At 64.0% G+C, this 21076-nt stretch carries 17 protein-coding genes, 1 other RNA gene and 1 pseudogene; 9 read left to right on the top strand and 10 right to left on the bottom strand.

Annotated elements, in window-relative coordinates:
- Positions 1–244 precede the first annotated feature (244 nt).
- Positions 245–1219 (top strand): NADPH:quinone oxidoreductase family protein, encoded by a 975-nt coding sequence (locus BGRAMDRAFT_RS11320; protein ID WP_006048872.1) that lies wholly within the window; start codon positions 245–247, stop codon positions 1217–1219.
- Positions 1220–1315: 96 nt separating this feature from the next.
- Here the strand turns inward: BGRAMDRAFT_RS11320 and BGRAMDRAFT_RS11315 are convergent, their stop codons facing one another.
- The 8 genes from BGRAMDRAFT_RS11315 to ffs form a co-directional block, all read right to left on the bottom strand.
- Positions 1316–2140, bottom strand: coding sequence for an ABC transporter permease (locus tag BGRAMDRAFT_RS11315; protein ID WP_006048871.1), 825 nt, complete (start codon positions 2138–2140; stop codon positions 1316–1318).
- A 78-nt stretch (positions 2141–2218) separates the two neighbouring features.
- Complete coding sequence (locus BGRAMDRAFT_RS11310; protein ID WP_006048870.1) at positions 2219–3031, bottom strand: ABC transporter ATP-binding protein; 813 nt, start codon at positions 3029–3031, stop codon at positions 2219–2221.
- 88 nt (positions 3032–3119) lie between these two features.
- Complete coding sequence (locus BGRAMDRAFT_RS11305; RefSeq protein WP_006048869.1) at positions 3120–4157, bottom strand: ABC transporter substrate-binding protein; 1038 nt, start codon at positions 4155–4157, stop codon at positions 3120–3122.
- A gap of 137 nt (positions 4158–4294) precedes the next feature.
- Positions 4295–5542: a CaiB/BaiF CoA transferase family protein gene (locus BGRAMDRAFT_RS11300; RefSeq protein WP_006048868.1), complete on the bottom strand. Its 1248-nt coding sequence runs from the start codon at positions 5540–5542 to the stop codon at positions 4295–4297.
- A 72-nt stretch (positions 5543–5614) separates the two neighbouring features.
- Positions 5615–6211, bottom strand: coding sequence for a recombination mediator RecR (recR, locus tag BGRAMDRAFT_RS11295; protein WP_006048867.1), 597 nt, complete (start codon positions 6209–6211; stop codon positions 5615–5617).
- 358 nt (positions 6212–6569) lie between these two features.
- Positions 6570–6896 carry a YbaB/EbfC family nucleoid-associated protein gene (locus tag BGRAMDRAFT_RS11290; protein ID WP_006048866.1) on the bottom strand — a complete coding sequence of 109 codons (327 nt, stop codon included), beginning with the start codon at positions 6894–6896 and terminating at the stop codon, positions 6570–6572.
- Between the two features lie 79 nt (positions 6897–6975).
- Complete coding sequence (gene dnaX, locus BGRAMDRAFT_RS11285; RefSeq protein ID WP_006048865.1) at positions 6976–9966, bottom strand: DNA polymerase III subunit gamma/tau; 2991 nt, start codon at positions 9964–9966, stop codon at positions 6976–6978.
- A 323-nt stretch (positions 9967–10289) separates the two neighbouring features.
- Positions 10290–10388: signal recognition particle sRNA small type (gene ffs, locus BGRAMDRAFT_RS33395), an RNA gene on the bottom strand.
- A 428-nt stretch (positions 10389–10816) separates the two neighbouring features.
- Between ffs and trxA the strand changes: the two genes are divergently transcribed.
- The 8 genes and pseudogenes from trxA (at position 10817) to BGRAMDRAFT_RS11245 (ending at position 19784) form a co-directional block, all read left to right on the top strand.
- Positions 10817–11143, top strand: coding sequence for a thioredoxin TrxA (gene trxA, locus BGRAMDRAFT_RS11280; RefSeq protein WP_006048864.1), 327 nt, complete (start codon positions 10817–10819; stop codon positions 11141–11143).
- A gap of 262 nt (positions 11144–11405) precedes the next feature.
- Positions 11406–12674 (top strand): transcription termination factor Rho, encoded by a 1269-nt coding sequence (gene rho / locus BGRAMDRAFT_RS11275; RefSeq protein ID WP_006048863.1) that lies wholly within the window; start codon positions 11406–11408, stop codon positions 12672–12674.
- 184 nt (positions 12675–12858) lie between these two features.
- Entirely contained in the window at positions 12859–13440 is a 582-nt protein-coding gene (locus tag BGRAMDRAFT_RS11270; protein ID WP_006048861.1) for a MerR family transcriptional regulator, read from the top strand.
- On the top strand, positions 13437–14993 hold the full coding sequence (locus tag BGRAMDRAFT_RS11265) for an MFS transporter (protein ID WP_006048860.1): 1557 nt from the start codon (positions 13437–13439) through the stop codon (positions 14991–14993). Before BGRAMDRAFT_RS11270 ends, BGRAMDRAFT_RS11265 begins: the two co-directional genes overlap by 4 nt.
- 14 nt (positions 14994–15007) lie before the next feature.
- Positions 15008–15842: pseudogene (locus BGRAMDRAFT_RS11260) on the top strand (M90 family metallopeptidase).
- A gap of 206 nt (positions 15843–16048) precedes the next feature.
- Positions 16049–16315, top strand: a complete 267-nt coding sequence (locus tag BGRAMDRAFT_RS11255) for a type B 50S ribosomal protein L31 (RefSeq protein ID WP_006048858.1) — start codon at positions 16049–16051, stop codon at positions 16313–16315.
- 325 nt (positions 16316–16640) lie between these two features.
- The gene (locus tag BGRAMDRAFT_RS11250; RefSeq protein ID WP_006048857.1) at positions 16641–18398 is read left to right on the top strand and encodes an ArnT family glycosyltransferase; all 1758 of its coding nucleotides are present in this window, start codon (positions 16641–16643) and stop codon (positions 18396–18398) included.
- A gap of 6 nt (positions 18399–18404) precedes the next feature.
- Complete coding sequence (locus tag BGRAMDRAFT_RS11245; protein WP_006048856.1) at positions 18405–19784, top strand: MATE family efflux transporter; 1380 nt, start codon at positions 18405–18407, stop codon at positions 19782–19784.
- A gap of 193 nt (positions 19785–19977) precedes the next feature.
- Here BGRAMDRAFT_RS11245 and BGRAMDRAFT_RS11240 read toward each other — a convergent pair whose 3' ends face one another.
- Together BGRAMDRAFT_RS11240 and BGRAMDRAFT_RS11235 are read right to left on the bottom strand one after the other, a co-directional pair.
- A complete protein-coding gene (locus tag BGRAMDRAFT_RS11240) occupies positions 19978–20409 on the bottom strand; it encodes a carboxymuconolactone decarboxylase family protein (protein WP_006048855.1) in 432 nt (143 codons plus the stop codon).
- Positions 20361–20861, bottom strand: a complete 501-nt coding sequence (locus tag BGRAMDRAFT_RS11235) for a MerR family transcriptional regulator (protein WP_006048854.1) — start codon at positions 20859–20861, stop codon at positions 20361–20363. The genes BGRAMDRAFT_RS11240 and BGRAMDRAFT_RS11235 overlap by 49 nt, the downstream gene beginning before the upstream one ends.
- Between the last annotated feature and the right edge of the window lie 215 nt (positions 20862–21076).

The raw sequence follows: 21076 nt of genomic DNA, 5'->3' as shown, positions 1-21076 counted from the left end.
TGTAACCGAGGAAAGATGGCGCGCGAACGACACGGCAAGCGCGTTGCGCAGGCCACGCAAAGCGCTTGCGCTGGTGTGTGAATGCGGGCTTGTTGTCTTGTCCCTATGCGCTCGTGCGCAGCGCAGTAAATGCAGATCGATGCGCGGCGCCCTGCTTCCGCCGAACCGCGAACCCGCGAAACGTACGGTCGTGCGCATGCATTACACTCGAAGCCATTGCGAACTCTGATCGAATGGAGACACGATGCGCGCGATTCGCTGCAATCAGTACGGCCCGCCGGAGAGCCTCACCGTCGAAGAGTTGCCTGATCTGGAACCGCCGCCAGGGCATGTCGTGATCGACGTGAAGGCGGCCTCCGTCAACTTTCCCGATGTGCTGATCATCCAGAACAAGTATCAGTTCAAGCCGCCGCTGCCTTTTACGCCAGGCTCGGAAGTCGCGGGCATCGTGCGCGCGGTCGGTGCGGGCGTCACGCAGTTCACGCCCGGCTCCCGCGTGGTCGCGTTCACGGGCGCGGGCGGCTTCGCGCAGCAGGCGCTCGCGAGCGAGTCGGCCTGCGTGCCGCTCGCGGAAGACGTCGACCTGGAACTGGCCGCGGCCTTCACGCTCGCGTATGGCACGTCGCATCACGCGGTGGTGGACCGCGCCGCGCTACAAGCCGGCGAGACGATGCTCGTGCTGGGCGCGGCGGGCGGCGTGGGACTCGCGGCTGTGGAAATCGGCAAGGCGCTCGGCGCGCGCGTGATCGCGGCGGCGTCGAGCGATGAAAAGCTCGCGGTGTGCTTGCAACATGGCGCCGACGCGACGATCAACTACACGACCGAGGACCTGCGCGAGCGCATCAAGACGCTCACCGACGGCAAAGGCCCGGACGTGATCTACGATCCGGTCGGCGGCGTGTATGCGGAGCCGGCGTTTCGCAGCATCGGCTGGCGCGGTCGCTACCTGGTGGTCGGCTTCGCGAACGGCGAGATTCCGAAGCTGCCGCTCAATCTGACGCTGCTCAAGGGCGCGAGCGTGGTCGGCGTGTTCTGGGGAGACTTTGCGAAGCGCGAGCCCGAGCGCAATCATGCGGCGTTCCGGCAGATGGTCGGCTGGATCGGCGAAGGCAAGCTCAAGCCGCATGTGTCCGCGCGTTATCCGCTCGATGAAACGGCGCGCGCGCTGCGCGATATGGCCGAGCGTCGCGTGATCGGCAAGGTGGTGATCACGCCGTAGCCGGCCTCGCTGAGAAGCGGCGCTCGCTCAAACAAAAACAGCGTGCGGCTCTGCGAGCCCACGCTGTTTTTTTTGGCGCTTTGAAGTTTGCGGCGCCTACAGTTTTTCGGTGTCTCCGGTCTTCGGCTGCCACTTCATCAGATGCCGCTCGCCGACGCCGACGATCGCATCGAGAATCAGCGCGAACGCGGTCAACACGAGAATGCCGGCGAACACGGTATTGATGTCGAACGTGCCTTCGGCCTGCAGAATCAGATAGCCGACGCCGCGCGCGGAGCCGAGATACTCGCCGACCACCGAGCCCACGAACGCGAGACCCACCGACGTGTGCAAGCTCGAAAAGACCCAGCTCATCGCGCTCGGCAAATAGACGTAGCGCAGCAGTTGCTTGCCGTTTGCGCCGAGCATGCGCGCGTTCGCGAGCACGACCGGACTCACTTCCTTCACGCCCTGATAGACGTTAAAGAACACGATGAAGAACACGAGCGTGACGCCAAGCGCGACCTTCGACCAGATGCCAAGACCGAACCACACGCCGAAGATCGGCGCGAGAATCACGCGCGGCATTGAGTTCGCGGCCTTGATGTACGGATCGAACAGCGCGCTCGCGAGCGGCGACAGCGCGAGCCATAAACCGACGCCCAGTCCGAGCGCCGTGCCGAGCGCAAACGCGAGCACGGTCTCGAGCAGCGTGATCCACAGGTGCAGATAGATCTCGCCGGTCGTGAACCATTCCCAGATCCGCAGCAAGACTTTTTGCGGTTCACCGAAGAAGAAAGCCGCCTTGTTCGGGTCGTCGAAATAAAACGCGGGCAGCAGTGTCGGACTCGTCAGCACGTACCAGAGCACGAAGCACAGCACGAGCAGCAGCCACTGCCAGATCACCAGATTCGCCCGGTTCGGGCGCAACGTCTTCCACATGACTCGGTTTGCCTCGGTTTGGCTTGGACGGTTGATAGACGTAAAGCGCGTTGCGTTCAGAGAGCGTTCAATGAGACGTCATACAGCGGTGAGTTGCTGTTGATAGCCTTTTAGCACCTCGTCGCGCAGCACGCTCCAGATCTGCGCGTGCAACTCGACGAAGCGCGGATGCGAACGGATTTCGGCGACGTCGCGCGGACGCGGCAAGTCGATCGTGAATTCGCCGATGGGATGCGTGCCCGGCCCCGCCGAGAGAACGACCACGCGATCCGACATCGCAATGGCCTCGTCGAGATCGTGCGTGATGAAAAGCACGGCCTTGCGTTTTGCGGCCCACAGGTCTAGCAACTCGTTTTCCATGAGTTGCCGCGTCTGGATGTCGAGCGCGGAAAACGGCTCGTCCATCAGGATGATGTCGGGGTCGAGAATCAGCGTTTGCGCCATCGCGACGCGCTTGCGCATGCCGCCCGACAATTGATGCGGATAGCGGTCGCCGAAACCGCCGAGACCCACGCGCTTGAGCCACTCCTCGGCTTTGGCACGCGCTTCCTGCTGCGCCACGCCGTGAAACGCGAGACCGGCGATCACGTTGTCGATAGCGGAGCGCCACGGCATCAACGCGTCGGCCTGGAACATGTAGCCCGCGCGCCGGTTGATGCCGTTCAACGGCTCGCCGAATACGCTGACCGTACCCGCCGACGGCCCGAGCAAGCCCGCGCCGACATTCAGCAACGTGGACTTGCCGCAGCCGGTCGGGCCGACCACCGAGACGAACTCGCCGGGCGCGATCCGCAACGTGGTGTCCTTGACCGCCGTATAGCGCTGCGCGCGGTTGTCGCGTGCGGCGAAGGTGCAAGTGATGTTTTCGAGCGCCAGAGCTGCAACGGTCATGGTTCGACTCGCTTCGAGGATCGGTTGTTCGATGATAGGCTGACACGCGCCGCGCGCGGCATGTCGTCGTCGCGCGGCGCTCGAAGTTTTACGCCTTGACGGTGGCGAGCGCTTTCTTGACGAAGTCGTTGGTCCACGTCTTCGACACGTCGATCGGCTTGCCCTGCACGGTCGCGTCGAACGCCTGCAAGGTCTTGAGCGCGGTGCCGGGGCCGTCGGTCGGCATGAGGCCATCGGGCGACATGGCTTCCTTGACGTGCTGCCATGCGTCGAGATAAACGGCGCGATCGCCGAGCAGATAGCTCTCCGGCACGGTGTTGATCAACTCGGTGCCGGTCGCCGTCTGCAGCCACTTCAGCGCACGCACCATTGCATTGGTCAGCGCCTGCGTGGTGTTCGGATTCTTCGTGATGAAGCTTTGCGACGCATACAGGCAGCCTGCCGGCATGTCGCCGCCGAATACGCTGCGCGTATCGGCAAGCGTGCGCGTGTCGGAGACGATACGAATGTCGCCGGTGCGTTCGAGCTTGGTCATCACCGGGTCGAGGTTCGCCAGCGCGTCGATCTGCCCGGACTGCAGCGCGGCAATCGCGCCCGCGCCCGCACCCACGCCGATGAACGCGACGTCTTTCGCGGTCAGCCCGCCCTTGGCCAGCACGAAGCTCGCCATGATCGACGTCGACGATCCGGGCGCGGTCACGCCGATCTTCTTGCCACGCAGATCGGCGATCGACTTGTAGTTGGGCATCGTCTTCTTCGACACCGCGAGCACGATTTGCGGCGCGCGCCCTTGCAGCACGAATTCGCGGAACGACTGCTTTTGCGCCTGCAACAGCAGCGTGTGTTCGAACGCGCCGGACACCACATCGGCGCTGCCGCCCACCGCCGCCTTCAACGCTTGCGAGCCGCCGGCGAAGTCGGAGATTTCGACGTCGAGTCCTTCGTCCTTGAAGTAATTGCGGCGCTCGGCAATCGTGAGCGGCAAATAATAAAAGAGGTTCTTTCCGCCGACGGCAATGGCCACCTTCGTGGTTTCCAGTTTGCCCTGCGCGAAGGCGAGCGGCGTGGCCGTGAGCGTGGCGCCGGCAAGCGCGGCCGTACCGGCGAGGAAGCTTCTGCGATGCATGTTGGTTGTCTCCGAGGCTCTTGCAATTCTGCTGTTGCGATTTTATTGGCAGGTTGCTGCAGGCGTTGTGCGTGCGTGCGCGGCGTTCATGTGTCGGTCACATGGCTCACATGGCGCTCATGTCTCTCACGCCGCACTCACACAACTTGTTGCGCATGCAACCTTGCGATGTGGTCTGCATCATAACCTAGCGACTGCAGGACTTCATCCGTATGTTCACCCAGTTCGGGGCCGAGCCAGCGCGTTTCGCCGGGCGTCTGCGAGAGCTTCGGCGTGACCGCGGGCAGCGTGATCTCGCGGCCGTCCTGCCACTTGAAGCGCTGAATCATCTGACGCGCGAGGTACTGCGGATCGGTGAACATATCGGCCACGCTGTAGATGCGTCCCACCGGCACGTCGGCGGCATTGAGCACTGCGAGCGCTTCGTCGATGGTGCGCGGCGCGAGCCACTCGGCGATCGCCGCGTCGATTTCCCCGGTGCGCGGCACGCGGCCGTCGTTGTGTGCGAGAGCGGGATCGTTGGCGAGATCCTCGCGTTCAACGGCGATCATCAGCCGCCTGAAAATCGGATCGCTATTGCCGCCGATCACGATGCTGCCGTCGCGGCACGGATACGTATTCGACGGCACGATGCCCGGCAGCGACGCGCCGGTGCGCTCGCGCACCATGCCGTACACGCCGTATTCGGGCACCACGCTTTCCATCATGTTGAAGACGGCCTCGTACAACGCGACGTCGACGACCTGCCCTTTGCCGCCGTTCACCTGCCTGTGATGCAGCGCCATCAACGCGCCGATCACGCCGTGCAGCGCCGCAATCGAATCGCCGATCGAAATGCCGATGCGCGGCGGCGGCAATTCCGGGTAGCCGGTAATATGACGCAGACCGCCCATCGACTCGGCGATCGCACCGAAGCCAGGCCGGTCGCGATACGGCCCGGTCTGGCCGTAACCGGAAAGCCGCACCATCACGAGTCCCGGATTTTCCGCCGATAGCACGTCGTAACCGAGCCCCAGCTTTTCGAGCAAGCCAGGCCTGAAATTCTCGACGACGATGTCCGCTTCACGCGCGAGGCGGCGCACGATCTCCTTGCCCTCCTCGGCCTTCAGATTGATCGTGACGGACTTCTTGTTGCGCGCCTGCACGGCCCACCAGAGCGACGTGCCGCCGACTTCCGGATAAAGCTTGCGCCACTTGCGCAGCGGATCGCCGCCTTTCGGATCTTCGATCTTGATGACGTCGGCGCCGAACTCACCGAGAAAGCGCGCGGCGAATGGGCCGGCGATCAGGGTGCCGAGCTCGAGGACTTTGACGCCGGCGAGCGGACCGGGGCCGGGCCGGTTTTGCGGCGCGCCGTTCGCGCCCGAATCGGGAGTTGCGCTCATAGTCTCCTTCTCTCTTTTTGCTGTTTTGGCTGTTTCGGCGGCAGCGCTGGCGTCCACTCGTGCGGCTTGCCGCTACATCGAGCGGCGGTCGAGCATCGCGCGCGCGATGGTGCCCGCGTCGACGTATTCCAGTTCGCCGCCCACCGGCACGCCGCGGGCGAGGCGCGTGACGGCCAGACCGCGCGCCTTCAGCGTTTGCCCGAGATAGTGCGCGGTGGCCTCGCCCTCGTTGGTGAAGTTGGTGGCCAGCACGACTTCTTTAACGATGCCGTCCGACGCGCGCTTCACCAGCCGGTCGAAATGTATCTCCTTCGGGCCGATGCCGTCGAGCGGACTCAGACGCCCCATCAGCACGAAGTAGAGGCCGCGATAGGTCATGGTCTGCTCGAGCATGATCTGATCGGCGGGCGTCTCGACGACGCACAGCAACGTTGGATCGCGCTCCGAATCGAGGCACACTTCGCAGATCTGCGCTTCGGTGAAGGTATTGCACTTCTCGCAGTGCTGCAGATGCTCGGTCGCGAACAGCAACGCGCGGCCGAGCTTCTCGGCGCCGTCGCGGTCGTGCTGCATCAAATGGTAGGCCATGCGTTGCGCGGACTTCGGCCCGACTCCAGGCAGTACGCGCAGCGCTTCGACGAGCGCCGACAAGGCGGAAGGTTGTTTCATGCGGATCGGCGTCGAGGTGAGTGAGGCCCGGGAATGCGGATCGGAACGCGTTTTTTGCGAACGTGGTACGAGCTTGTTTCAGCGGACGAGGCCGCGCGTGGCGATCTTCCGGCAGGTGGCATGGAGCGGCTCTTCACCGGCGAGTCTGGTCAGACAGCGCGCGGCAGCAAACGGCAACGATGCGCAACCAGGCGCGTCCGCGCTCGTCTCTCGCCAGGCGCACGGTCAGGCATCGCGCGGTGGGACCGACCACGAGTTCGACGCGTGCCGCGCTCTGCGTCGGCCCTCTTTACTCAGCCGCTTTGTGCACGCCCGGCAGACGACGTTGCCAGTTTGCCGCGTCGCCTGGAAGCGTCGCTTAGAACGGCAGTTTGAAGCCGGGCGGCAGCGGCAGGCCCGAGGTCATTCCGCCCATCTTTTCCTGCGCGGTCGCTTCGGCCTTGCGCACGGCGTCGTTGAATGCAGCGGCGACGAGGTCTTCGAGCATGTCCTTATCGTCGGCGAGCAGGCTCGGATCGATCGACACGCGACGCACGTCGTTCTTGCAGGTCATCGTCACCTTGACGAGACCGGCGCCCGACTGCCCTTCGACTTCGATCTGAGCGAGCTGCTCCTGCATCTTCTTCATGTTTTCCTGCATCTGCTGAGCCTGTTTCATCAGCCCGGCGAGTTGACCTTTCATCATGGAAATGCTCCTTCTTGATAGCGTGAAATTCGGGAATCGGGCGCGCTTTTAATGTGCTTGCGTTCAGCGGCGCGGCGAATCAGTGAACCTGGGACGCGCCGTTCTGGCCGGCGTCCGGAGTAATCGGGCGGATCGAGCCCGGCACGATGCTCGCGTCGAATTCGCGGATCAGCGACTGCACGAACGGATCGGCGCTGATCTCGCGCTCGGCTTCCTGCTGACGTTGCGCGCGCATTGCGGCGTCGTGAGCGGCTGCAGTGCGGCGGGCCGGGCCGACTTCGACCACCACGTCGACATGCTGGCCGAGCTTGTCGGCGAGCGCCGCCTTGAGCTTCGCGACTTGCGAGGTTTCCGCGTACTGCGGCACGGGCACGTTGAGTTTGAGCGTGTTGCCTTCGAGCGCCATCAGTTCGCTGTTGAACGCAAGCTGATACGAAATGCCCTTGAGCGGCAGATCGACGGCGAGCGCCGGCCAGTCGCCGTTGAAGCCCAGCGGGTCGAGCGGCACGGCGGGCGGCAGCGGACGCCGATCGACGGCCGGTGCCGGGGCGGACGGCGTCGACGCGTTCACGCGGACGTCGTCCGGGCCGCTGTCGAACACGGGCATGTAGTTGTCGTCGGGCGGGCCGTAGTAGCCGTCGTCCGATGCGGAAAGCGGCATGTAGTCGTCGGGCGGCATGTCGTCCCACGGCGGAACCGGCGAGCCGTTTTGCTGCGCGTCGTTGCGGGGCGCTGATTGTGCTGATTGTGCTGATTGTGCTGATTGCTGTGCCGCGGTCGATTGCGCTGACGCGCGCGCGGTCGACGCGGGCGGCTGCTGCGCAGCAGCGCCGCGCGGCGCGCCGGGCGTCGGCACCGGAACTACCACGCGTGGCGCGGCTGGCTTCGGTGTTGCGGGCGCCGCAGCTTTCGCGGCCGTGGCACTCGCGCGGCCACGATCGGACGATACCTTCAGCCCGGCGCTGCGCAGAACATCGAGCGCTGCGCTCGCACCGCCCGCGCGGCGCGGCGGTACGTCGGATTCGGCTCCGGCGGCGTTGTGGCCTGCGGCTTGATCGACCGCTTCGCTCGCGCGTGCGAACGCGGCGGCGGCGGGCGGGTTCAATGCGGCGGGAGGCGCATCCTCGGCGAGCTTTGTGTCGGTGGAGGCGGAGTCGGATGCAGCGGTAGTTGCTATGTCAGGTGCGGACGGCTGCGCCGTATTCAAAGGTGTCGGCGCAGAAGACGCCTGTCCGGCATCAGAAGATGCGGTGGCGGATGCCTGCCCCACTTCCGAAGATCCGGTGGCGGATGCCGCTTCCGATGATCCGGCGGCGGACGCCTGCGCCGCATCGGAAGGCCGCGCGGTGGATGCCTGCGCCGCATCGGAAGACGCAGTGCCAGCGGATGCAGAAGCAGAGGCATCCGATGCGTCTGCGGCGGCGGGTCTATCAGCTGCGCGCTCAGCCGGCGCGTCCTCCCACGGCGCCAACGGCGGCGCGGCAGCGGCCTGCGCTGCGGCAGGCGTTGCGCTGGACGGCGCGGACGCCGGAGCACTTGCCGCCGATCGCTCCAATTCTGCGCTCTCTACCACTGACGAAGAGGCGGCCTCGACCGCTGACTCAGACGCCGCAGCCGCTGTACGCGCCACATCGCGCGCCGCACGCTCCGCTGCATTCCCGCCATCCCGTCCCGCTGCCGACTGCGCATCCCGCCCAGCGGGCTCCATCGAATCGGCTCGACGAACCGGCTCGGCTAACGCAGCGGGTTCGGAAGACACCTTAGCTGCCACATCTCGCGACTCACCAACCGGCGACGCAACCGCAGCCGCAGCAACGCCGCCCACCCCCGCCGTGCCCGCCCCGCCCATCGACGCAACACTCCCAGGCGAAGCCAACGCGCGTGGCTGCGCGGCCACCGCCGGCGCGCCCGCCCGCTTCGATCCACCCGCGCCCGCCTGCCCGGCTTGCACACCAGAGCCGCCGACGCCGCCACCGCCGCCCGTCGGCGCCGGCTCGAAAGCCAGCATGCGCAGCAGCGTCATCGTGAAGCCCGCGTATTCGTCGGGCGCGAGGCCGAGCTCGCTTCGTCCGATCGTCGCGATCTGATAGAACAACTGCACCTGCTCGGCGCTGAGCGTCTCGGCGAAACGCCGCAGATCGCCGGCTTCGGGCCATTCGTCCAGTACCGACGACGGCGCGAACTGCGCCCACGCAATCCGATGCAGCAAGCTCGCGAGATCCTGCAGCGCCGTGGAAAACGACAGACTGCGCAGCGCCATTTCGTCGGCAATCGTGAGCACCGTTGCGCCGTCGCCCTGCGCGAGCGCATCGAGCAGGCGAATCAGGTAGCTCTGATCGAGCGCGCCGAGCATGCCGCGCACGGCTTCTTCATTGACCTGATTCGCCGAGTACGCGATCGCCTGATCCGTCAGCGAAAGCGCGTCGCGCATCGAACCGTCGGCGGCACGCGCGAGCAGACGCAACGCCTGCGCCTCGTAAGGCACTTTCTCTTCGCCGAGAATGTGTTCGAGGTGCGAGACGATATGGCCGGCCGGCATCTGCTTCAGATTGAACTGCAGACAGCGCGACAGCACCGTGACCGGAATCTTCTGCGGATCGGTGGTGGCGAGAATGAACTTGACGTGCGGCGGCGGTTCTTCGAGCGTCTTCAACATTGCGTTGAAGGCGTGATTCGTCAGCATGTGCACTTCGTCGATCATGTAGACCTTGAAGCGCGCGTCGACCGGCGCGTACACCGCGCGCTCGAGCAGCGCCGCCATTTCGTCGACGCCGCGATTACTCGCCGCGTCCATCTCGACGTAATCGACAAAGCGCCCTTCGTCGATCTCGCGGCACGCCCGGCACACGCCGCACGGCGTGGACGTCACGCCCGTTTCGCAATTGAGCGCCTTGGAAAAAATGCGCGACAACGTCGTCTTGCCGACGCCCCGCGTGCCGGTAAACAGATAGGCGTGATGCAGACGGCCGCCGTCGAGCGCGTGCGTGAGCGCGCGCACCACGTGCTCCTGTCCGACGAGCGACGCGAAATCCTTCGGCCGCCATTTGCGTGCGAGAACTTGATAGGTCATCCGGAAATTGTATCAGTAACAATGCCGCGCAAAACCGATTCGGCTGGCCGCGCGAACGCGCGTCGCCCGTCGATTGAAAGTGACTAATGGAACGATAGAAAAAAATAGTCGCGCGGCGCGCAGTGCGGGTTGCGTGCGGGTCCGTGCGCGTTGCGTGCGTTGTGCAGAGAGTACGCCCACCGCCGCGCGGCAAAGGCCAAGGGCCAAGACACCGCGAGCACGCTTGCGAAGCGAACGGACGAAGCAAAGCGAACCGGCATCTGAAGCAGATGCAATGTCGGCAAACGCAAGGGGGAGAAAAGCAGGACAAACAGAAAGAGGAAGGTGACGAGCCTGACCCTCGGCACTGGTGGAAAACGGCTGTGGCTGCTTCGTTCCCGACCTGACCAGGTTGACCATCCCTCCATGCGAGGAGGCCCGTCACGAAACATTCTATCATCGCGTGGCGCTTTGTGCGACTGTTAATACGACCAAACCGGCAAGCACACGCCGAATCGCGAACCCGGCGATTCCATCGCGACGCGCGCGCCGCTCACTTGAGTTTGTCCGCCGAGCCTCCACATAGGCTACGTCGCAGTTGATGAAATACGGTGGCACTTCATCGGCAGCCGTTGGCCCCACTGCCTGTGATGACTACTATCGCCCCCGGCAACGCATAGCGAATTAAGCTAAACTGCCGTACGGATGACCCGCAAACGCGGGCCCTTTGCCGAAGCCAGAAAGTCTCGTACTTTTCAGGCGCCGGCAGCGGGGCTCCGGGTGCGGCTAAGCGAACGGAAGTTTCCCCAGGTTTTGACGTATCGTGGCGAGCAATTCAGGCGGGCCTCGAACCGATAGAGGTATTCATACAATGAGCGAACAAATCAAGCATATTAGCGACGCATCGTTCGAACAGGACGTCGTGAAATCCGATAAACCCGTGCTGCTCGACTTCTGGGCTGAATGGTGCGGTCCGTGCAAGATGATCGCGCCGATCCTCGACGAAGTCGCCAAGGATTACGCCGATCGCCTGCAAATCGCCAAGATCAACGTCGACGAACATCAGTCGACGCCGGTCAAGTTCGGCGTGCGCGGCATCCCCACGCTGATCCTGTTCAAGAACGGCGCGGTCGCCGCGCAAAAGGTTGGCGCATTGTCGAAGTCGCAACTCACCGCGTTCCTCGACGGCAACCTGTAAAACAGCGGCGCGGGCGCGCCGCGCGGTCCGCCCGGACCCGCGCGCGCCCGCGTTGTTCTGCTTGCTGTCCTGGCTTGCCGTGCTGTTGTCAGCCGGCAACGTTTCGAAGAAGAAAGATGCCGCGCCGGCGCACTGGCGGAAACTGGCGTGTGCTATGCTAGAATCCGCAAAACGTCGAAAAGACGTGTAAGTCCTTGAGCGGTTCCGCTCACTTCTCCTCCCAGATTCCATTTCGTCGCACCTTCTCCTGCGGGTTCTCCGTATGCATTTATCCGAGCTTAAGACTCTGCACGTGTCCGAATTGATCGAGATGGCCAATGGCCTCGAGATCGAAAGTGCGAACCGCCTGCGCAAGCAGGAATTGATGTTCGCCATTCTAAAAAAACGAGCCAAAACGGGCGACACGATTTTCGGCGACGGCACGCTCGAAGTGCTGCCGGACGGCTTCGGCTTCCTGCGTTCGCCGGAAACCTCCTATCTCGCCAGCACGGATGATATTTACATCAGCCCGTCGCAAATCCGCCGCTTCAACCTGCATACGGGCGACACGATCGAAGGCGAAGTACGCACGCCGAAAGACGGCGAGCGCTATTTCGCGCTGGTGAAGGTGGACAAGGTCAACGGCCAGCCGCCGGAGGCCTCGAAGCACAAGATCATGTTCGAAAACCTGACGCCGCTGCACCCGAACAAGGTGCTGCTGCTCGAACGTGAAATGCGCGGCGAAGAAAATGTCACGGGCCGCATCATCGACATGATCGCGCCTATCGGCAAGGGCCAGCGCGGCCTGCTCGTCGCGTCGCCGAAGTCCGGCAAGACCGTGATGCTTCAGCATATCGCGCACGCCATCAAGCAGAACCATCCCGACGTCGTACTGTTTGTTCTGCTGATCGACGAACGTCCGGAAGAAGTGACGGAAATGCAGCGTTCGGTGGCGGGCGAAGTGATCGCGTCCACGTTCGACGAACCCGCCGCGCGTCACGTGCAGGTCGCCGAAATGGTGATCGAAAAGGCCAAGCGCCTCGTCGAAATGAAAAACGACGTGGTGATTCTGCTCGACTCCATCACGCGTCTCGCGCGCGCATACAACACGGTTGTGCCGGCTTCGGGCAAGGTGTTGACGGGCGGTGTCGACGCGAACGCGCTGCAACGGCCGAAGCGCTTCTTCGGCGCGGCGCGCAACATCGAGGAAGGCGGTTCGCTGACCATCATCGGCACGGCGCTGATCGAAACGGGCAGCCGCATGGACGACGTGATTTACGAAGAGTTCAAGGGCACCGGCAACATGGAAGTGCACCTGGAACGCCGCCTCGCCGAGAAGCGCGTGTATCCGTCGATCAATCTGAACAAGTCCGGCACGCGTCGCGAAGAACTGCTGATCAAGCCCGAAGTGCTGCAGAAAATCTGGGTGCTGCGCAAGTTCATTCACGACATGGACGAAGTCGAGTCGATGGAATTCCTGCTCGACAAGATCCGCCAGACCAAGAGCAACTCCGAATTCTTCGACATGATGCGTCGTGGCGGCGGCAGCTAAGCTGTTTGCCGACCAACGCAGCATCGGATGTGAAAACCGCTCGTCGCCGACGAGCGGTTTTTTTTCGTCTGGCGGTTTTGCGTGGGCGTATAGGGGCAGCGTTTCGGATCGCATCGTCTAACTTGTACGTGAACGTACAGGTTGAAGTACAATCACCCCGCCGCCACTCCGAACGCCACCGCTCATGCCGACCGAGCCGCCTGCCCTGCTGACCGTCGCCGATGCCGCCGAGCGCCTCGGCGTCACGCCGCGCACACTGAAGTACTACGAGGAGCGCGGGCTTGTTTCGCCGACGCGCAGCGAAGGCCGCTACCGTCTCTACGACGAGGACGATTTGTCGCGCTTCGGGCGCATCCTGCGTTTGCGTTCGCTCGGTTTCTCGCTGCACGGCATCACCGAAATGCTGAAACGGCCGCTCGAACCGGTGGAAGGCAAACACCGCTTTTCGACGGAATCGCTGCAGCAGATTCATGGCGCCTTGGCGGCACAAGTCGACGCGTTGAACGCGCGTATCGAAGCCATGCGCCGCGAGCTGAAGGAAGCGCAGAAACTGCGCGACGAATTGAGCCCTGATCTCGACTATCTGAAGCGCCGTCTGGCCGGCGAAAATGCGGACGCGTTGCTCGAGCAGCGCCGCAACGCGCTGACGAAAAACGCCAACGCGCGTAAAACAGCGAGCGCCATCAAAACCGGCAAGGCTGACGCAAAGCCCACAGCAAAACGCGCCAAAAAACCGCGCGCCTCGGCGTCGCGCGAGCGGTCATGAACACATCGCGGGCTCACGCAGGCTGGCTCAGTGCCGACAAGCTGCGTGGCGATTTTTTCCCGTGGGTGCTCGCGGTCGTCACCGGCCTCGACTACTTCGACAATTCCGTCTTTTCGTTTTTCGCGAGCTATATCGCCGGCGGCGTGAATGCGTCGCCGGATGAACTCGTCTGGGCTTCGAGCGCGTATGCCGTGGCTGCTGTGCTCGGTATCCTGCAGCAGGAATGGTGGGTCGAGCGTTTCGGCTACCGGCGCTATGTGGCAGCCTGCATGTTGTTCTACGCGGCCGGCGCGGTGGCCGCCGCGCTCAGCGAATCGTCGGTTGAACTTGCGTTTGCGCGCGGCTTTCAGGGCTACTTCATTGGCCCGATGATGGGCACCTGCCGCATTCTGATCCAGATGAGCTTCACACCCAGAGAGCGCCCCGCCGCAACCCGCGCGTTCCTGATACTGATCGTGTTGAGCAGCGCGCTGGCGTCGTTGATCGGCGGTCAGTTAATTGGGTATTTCGGCTGGCGCGCGCTCTTTGCGTGCACGGCGCCCGTGGGCGCGCTGTTCGCCGTGCTTGCGTTCGCCGCGTTGCCCGACGCGGGCAACCGTCTGCCCGAGGAGCGTGGCTCCGCGCATTTCTGGCCGTACATCATCTTTGCGTTTGCGCAAGGCGCGCTGCAGATCGTGATGCAGCAAGTCCGCTTCCAGTTGTTCAGCGCGTCGCCCGGTCTCATTCTGCTGACGGTCGCCGGCATCGCCGCACTCGGCTGGTTCGCGTATCACCAGTGGCATCACCCCGCCCCGCTCATGCGTCTGCATGCGTTGCGCGAAAAGGTGTTTCAGGTGGGCCTCGTGCTCTACATGTTCTACTACTACCTGTCGACCGCGTTCAGCTACCTGGTGTCGCGTTTTCTCGAAAGCGGGCTGGGTTATCCGGTCGAGAATGCCGGGCAACTCGTCGGCGTCACGTCGCTGATTTCGGCGAGCGCGCTCTTCGTCTACCTTCGCTATGCAAAGCTGCTCACGCGCAAGAAGTGGATCATCGTGCCGGGCTTCGCGATCGCCGCGCTGACGGCCGCGTGGATGACGCGCATGTCGCCCGCCGCCGGCGAGGCCGCGCTCGCGGGACCGCTGCTGTTGCGCGGCCTGCTGTTATTGTTCATCGTGCTGCCGGTCGCGAACCTCACGTTCAGAATCTTCGCGATAGAAGAGTTCTCGCACGGCTACCGGCTCAAGAATGTCGTGCGCCAGTTGACCATCTCGTTTGCGACGGCGTCGGTGATCATCGTCGAGCAGCATCGGCAGGCGTTGCATCAAGCGCGCCTCGCGGAGTTCGTGAATCCGTACAATCCGGTGTTTCAGGACTCGCTGGCCGCGCTCACGCGGGCGTTTTCGGCGGCCGGACATTCGCCCTCGGACGCGCATTCGCTTGCCGTCGTCGAGATCAGCCGGGCCGTGGCGCGGCAGGCGAGCTTTCTGAGTTCGCTGGACGGCTTCTATTTCCTGATCGGCATCGCGATATGCGGCGGGATTTTCGCCGCGTTGCAAAAACAGATCGACTAACGGTTTCATCGCCCATGCTTTCGAAACTCACTGGATGGCTCGGCTCACGCCCGGCGCGAGCGCGCGCTGCGCGACTATGCGATCGGCGACACGCTGTGGCAAGCCACGCTCGACGGCCTGCCGTTCCTCGCGCATCTCGATGCGCCGGACCTCGCGCGCCTGCGCGAAATGAGCAGCCTGTTCATCGCGCAAAAGGAGTTCTCCACCGCGCACGAGCTCGAACTAACCGACGCGATGACCGTCGCGATCGCGGCCCAGGCGTGCTTGCCGGTGCTGAATCTGAGCCTCGACCTGTATCGCGGATGGGTCGGCGTGATCGTCTATCCGGGCGAATTCGTGATCCGCAAGACCGTCGAGGACGAAGACGGCGTCGTCCACGAAGTCGAGCACGACGCGAGCGGCGAAGCATGGGAAGGCGGCCCCGTGATCCTGTCGTGGGAAGACGCGCAGATGACCGACGGGACGGACGCGTACAACGTGGTGATCCACGAATTCGCGCACAAGATCGACATGCTGAATGGCGAAGCGGACGGCCATCCGCCGCTCGTGCGCCGCTGGCATGCGCCGCTCGACTCAGAGGCGTGGGCGGACGTGTTCGATTCCGCCTACGACCAGTTCTGCGCCCGCGTCGACGCCGTGCCGCAGCGGCGCTGGACGCGCTTCGAGCGCGAGTCGCTGATCGATCCGTACGCCGCGGACCATCCGTCGGAATTCTTCGCGGTATGCAGCGAAGCGCTCTTCGTCAAGCCGCATGCTTTCGAGGCGGAGTATCCGGAACTGTACAGATTGCTCGCGCGCTATTACCGCCAGGACCCGGCGCGAGCCGGTCTGACGTTCGCCGCGCAGTGAGTTTCCGAATAGCGGCTGAATTCAGGCGGAAATGGGTCAAGAAAGGGGTCAAGAAAGCGGTCAAAAACCTCGTCAAATTCGTCAAGCGACTGATTTTCTGGCATAATCGCCGTTTTTCGACCATAGGCAAGTGGCTCGCGCCTAAATGCGGTCCGCGCAACAGCGGCCTCACGCGGGTTGGCTACCGCCAGATTTAAGGAAAGATCATGAAAGAAGGCATTCACCCGAATTACCGCGAAGTCCTGTTCATCGACGTGTCGAACGACTTCAGGTTTGTGACGCGCTCCACGATCCAGACGCGTGAAACCGCCGAATTCAACGGCAAGACGTACCCGCTCGCCAAGATCGAAGTGTCGTCGGAATCGCATCCGTTCTACACCGGCCAGCAAAAGATCATGGACACGGCAGGCCGCGTCGAGAAGTTCCGCAACAAGTTCGGCTCGCGCGCTACCGGCAAGGCAGCAGCAAAGTAATACGCGCTTTGATCACCGCTTCGCCGGTTTCGGCCGGCAGCGGTGCAGCGAAACGGAAGGGCAGCGCAAGCTGCCCTTTTTTGTCGCCTGCGAGCGGGCGGCTTGCGTCGCATGGCTATGCTCACGCGCCCATCGCGCTCACGAGCGGCATCGCGCAACTCGCGCCTGAGCGCCCATGCGGGCCGATTGCAGCCCCGTTGCACGCGATTACTTGCCGTGACGCGCACAGTGCCGCCCGACTACAATGCCGGATGCTCCAATCGGGCCATCGCCGGCAGGAAGGTAGTCCGGTGACGGCTTTCGCTTATCCACTATCCCAAACCGCATGAGACCTGTCGTTCGCCTCACTGCCTCCGCGACCAGTGCGCTGCCACGCTGGCTGCTGTTGACCATCTGTATCGTCTACGCGTCGTTCGGCCTGTTCGGCCGCGATCCGTGGAAGAACGAGGACGCAGCCGGCTTCGGCGTGATGTGGACCATGGCGAACGGCAGCGCGCACGACTGGCTGCTGCCGAATCTCGTCGGCAAATACCTCACTGAAGACGGCCCGCTCGGCTACTGGCTCGGCGCGATCGCGATCCGCGTGCTGGCGCCGTGGGTCGACGCGAGCAATGCATCGCGCGTCTTCACAGGGCTGCTGTTCTGCGCGGGCTGCGCGTTCGTCTGGTATGCGGCCTACCTGCTCGGGCGGCGCGCCGAAGTGCAGCCGTTCAAATACGCATTCGGCGGCGAGCCGGAGCCGCGCGACTACGGCCGCACGCTCGCCGACGGCGCCCTGCTGATCCTGCTCGCCTGCTTCGGCCTCGCCGAACGCGGCCACGAAACGACGCCGCAACTCGCGCAATTCGTCGGCATCGCGATGCTGGTGTACGGCCTCGTGCGGATGATCGACAAGCCGATTCAGGGCGCTTCGATCTGGGGCCTCGCACTCGGCCTCGTGACGCTCGCGAGCAGCCCGGTGCTGGTCGGCGCGCTGCTGCTCGGCACGCTCGCGATGACCTTGATCGTGCGCGAAACGCGCTCGCGCTGGCTGCTGCTGGCCGGCCTGCCGATCGCTCTCGGGCTGTCGGTCGCATGGCCGATTGCCGCGCTGGCCGCGTTTCCCGTCGACGCCGTCTGGTATCTGAACCAGTGGGTGCACGTGAGCCTGAGCTCGTTCGCCGGCCCGCCCGGCTCGGTGGCGGCTTACGCGCTCAAGAACCTGCCGCTCTTCACGTGGCCCGCGTGGCCGCTCGCGCTATGGGCGTGGTTTAGCTGGTCGGGGCTGCGCCGCGGGCCGCACGTGGCGATTCCGCTTTCGGTGATCGGGCCGCTGTTCGTGCTGGTGGTGCTGCAAAGCCATCAGTCGAACCGGCTCTATATGCTGCTGCTGCCGCCGCTCGCGGTGCTGGCCACCTTCGCGCTGCCTACGCTCAAGCGCGGCGCAATCAACGCAATCGACTGGTTCGCCCTGCTCAGCTTCACGATTCTCGGCAGCTTCGTGTGGCTCGTTTATGTGGCCGGGCTGACCGGTTTCCCGCATCCGCTGGCGCGCAATCTCGCGCGTCTCGCGCCGGGCTTCGCGCCGCAGTTCAAGATTCTCTCGTTCGTCTGTGCGGTCGCGGTGACGGTGTGCTGGTTCGTGCTGGTGCAATGGCGTCTCGCGCGCCATCCGAAGGTGTTGTGGCGCAGCGTGGTGCTCTCCAGCGCGGGAACGACGCTGATGTGGGTGCTGCTCATGACCTTGTGGCTGCCGGTCGTCAACTACAGCCGGACATATAAGGACGTGGCCCAACAGATCTCGAGCCATCTGCCCGACGACTACACCTGCATATCGCCGGTGCGCCTCGGCAATGCGCAGATCGCGACCTTCGCCTATTTCGGCGACATGCACTTCGCGTTCAATGAGGATTGCGACGTGATTCTGCGTCAGGACACGCAGGACTACGGCGAGCCGAGCGCAATGTCCAACTTCGTGTGGAAGCTCGTGTGGGAAGGCCGCCGTGCGGCCGACCGCGACGAACGCTTCCGCCTGTATGTCCGCATCGACCGGCCGAAGCCGCCCGTCGTCAAACGGCGCAGCTGGCACAAGAAAGCCGACTGAACGACGATGCTCGCCGACCTACGGAAAATCGCAGCGCTCGCGTGGCCGGTGCTGATCGGCCAACTGGCGATCATCGCGTTCGGCGTGATCGACACGGCCATGGTCGGCCGTTATTCGGCCGTCGATCTCGCCGCGCTCGGCCTCGGCTCGTCCATCTACATTTCGGTGTACATCGGCCTGACCGGCATTCTCACGGCGCTGCAGCCGATCACCGCGCAACTCTACGGCGCGCGCCGCTATGAAGAGATCGGCGAGGAGATCCGCCAGGCGCTGTGGCTCGCGCTTGCGCTGACAGTGATCGGCTTTCTGATCCTGTTCTTTCCGGGCCATCTGCTGAAGCTCGCGCGCGTGCCGGAGGCGCTGCACGAGCGCACGGTGTCGTATCTGCGGATACTCGCGTTCGGTCTGCCCGCCGGTCTCGTCTTTCGCGTTTACGGTTCGATCAGCAATGCAGTCGGCAAGCCGCGGCTCGTGATGATTCTGCAGATCGGCGGCCTGTTGCTGAAGGTGCCGCTCAATACGTGGTTTATTTTCGGCGGTCTCGGTGTGCCGGCGCTCGGCGGTCCTGGCTGTGCGCTGGCAAGCAGCCTGATTAACTGGGCGCTCGCGCTCGTCGGCATGCTGCTGCTCACGCGCGTCGACGTGTTCACGCCCTTCGCGATCTTTCGGCGCTTTTGCTGGCCGGTCTGGCGGCGCCAGGCGGCGCAGTTGCGGCTCGGCGTCCCGATGGGACTGTCGTATCTGATCGAAGTCACGTCGTACACGTTCATGGCGCTTTTCATCGCGCGCTTCGGCACGACGACGCTCGCCGGGCATCAGATCGCCGGCAACATCGGCGCGGTGTTGTACATGACGCCGCTGTCCATCGGCATTGCTTCGTCGACGCTCGTCGCTCAGGCGCTCGGCGCGCATCGCCCGGAAGCGGCGCGCACGCTGTCGCGGCACGGCATCATGATGGCCGTCGCGATCGCCTGCTGTTACGGCGTCATCGTGCTCGCGCTGCGCCCGTATGTGATCGAAGGCTATACGCCGAATGCGCAAGTCGTGGCCGCGGCGATGCCGCTCGTGCTGATCGTCGTGTGCTACCACGCGTTCGACGCGTTGCAGATCACCACCGCGTTCGTGCTGCGCGCGTACAAGGTCGCGGTCGTGCCGACGGTGATCTACGCGGTGGCGCTGTGGGGCGTAGGCCTCGGCGGCGGTTATCTGCTCGGCTTCAATGTGAGCGGCACGATCCCGCCGTGGTTGACCGGCGCACGCGGCTTCTGGGTGGCCAATACCGCGAGTCTCGCGATTGCCGGGATTGGCTTGCTGCTTTACTGGCGAGTGGTCAGCAGGCGGCACGTGCGCGCGGCCGCGGCGTTGCGGACCGATGCTGGGGTTTGATAGCTGAAGTCGCGGGCGGCGGTGCGGCGGTGCGGTTGGTTGGAAGCGCGGATTGTTTCTATGTCCGCCCCCCGTACCGGGCGCGGGCGGGCCGGGCATAGGTGCAGTGCGTGTGTTGAGCGCAGGTTCCGAACGCCGGTTCCAGGCGACGACTAAACGCAGCCGCTCAAATACGCGGCCCGCATCCACCGCTTCAACCCGCATCCGCCGCTTCAACCCGCGCCTCCGCCCCGCCCGCCTCCCGATCATGCCGCTCGAAAATCTCGCGTGCGGCAAAGAGCGCGTTCAGCGCCGCCGGAAAGCCGGCATACAACGCCATCTGCATGAACACTTCGACGATTTCCTCGCGCGAGCAGCCGACATTCAGCGCTGCTTCGATATGCACCTTCAACTGCGGCTGCGCGCAGCCGAGCGTGGCAAGCGAAGCGATCGTCGCAATTTCGCGCGCGCGCAAATCGAGCTGCGGACGGCTGTAAATATCGCCGAAACCGAATTCGATCAAAAGACGCGCGAAGTCCGGTGCGATCGGCGCGAGCGCGGCGATGACCTGCTCGCCCGCCGAGCCGTCGATTTCCCTCAGCTTGTTCCAGCCTTGCGTGTAGCGGTCGTTTTGTGCGTGGTCCATGGTGAGTCCTTTTCCGAGTGTGATAGGGATGATGTGTCGTCGATCCGCCGTGTCCGGCCGCCCGCCGCGGGCGTCTGGCCGGCCGCTTCGCCTTCGTAATACGCGATCTTGTCGGTGATCGCGCCGAGGTTCGTCTGCAACTCGGCGATCCGCGCCAGCACCGCATCGCGATGCGCGGCGAGCAGGTCGCGACGCGCGCCCATCGTCTGCTGACCTTCCGCCCGCAGCGCCGCGAAGGCCTGCATGCCGGCGATCGGCATGCCGGTCGCCTTCAGGCGCATCAAGAACCGCAGCCAGTCGAGGTCGGCCGGCGAGTACAGGCGATGCCCCGCCTGCGTGCGGCCGACCGCGCGAATCAGCCCGGCCTGCTCGTAATAGCGCAGCGTGTGCGTGGAGACGCCGATGGTCTCGGCGACCTGCCCGATGGTGAGTGCGTTCGACGTTTTCGACATGACAGGACTCAGGTTAGGACTTCGAGTGCACTCTAAGTCAAGCGCGCCGCGCTGTCATTCGCGCTGTCGTTCATTGCCGCTCATTTCGTCGACGCGGCCACGCGCGCGCGGACGATGTGAGCAATCGGCGCACAACCGCCTTATATCGAGGCAAAAGGTTTAAAGATTGTTCATGGCGATTTACTTGCCATCAATCGATCGGTATAAATCGTCGG

Source organism: Paraburkholderia graminis C4D1M (assembly GCF_000172415.1).
GTDB lineage: Bacteria > Pseudomonadota > Gammaproteobacteria > Burkholderiales > Burkholderiaceae > Paraburkholderia > Paraburkholderia graminis.
This window is presented reverse-complemented; position numbering and strand designations above follow the sequence as displayed.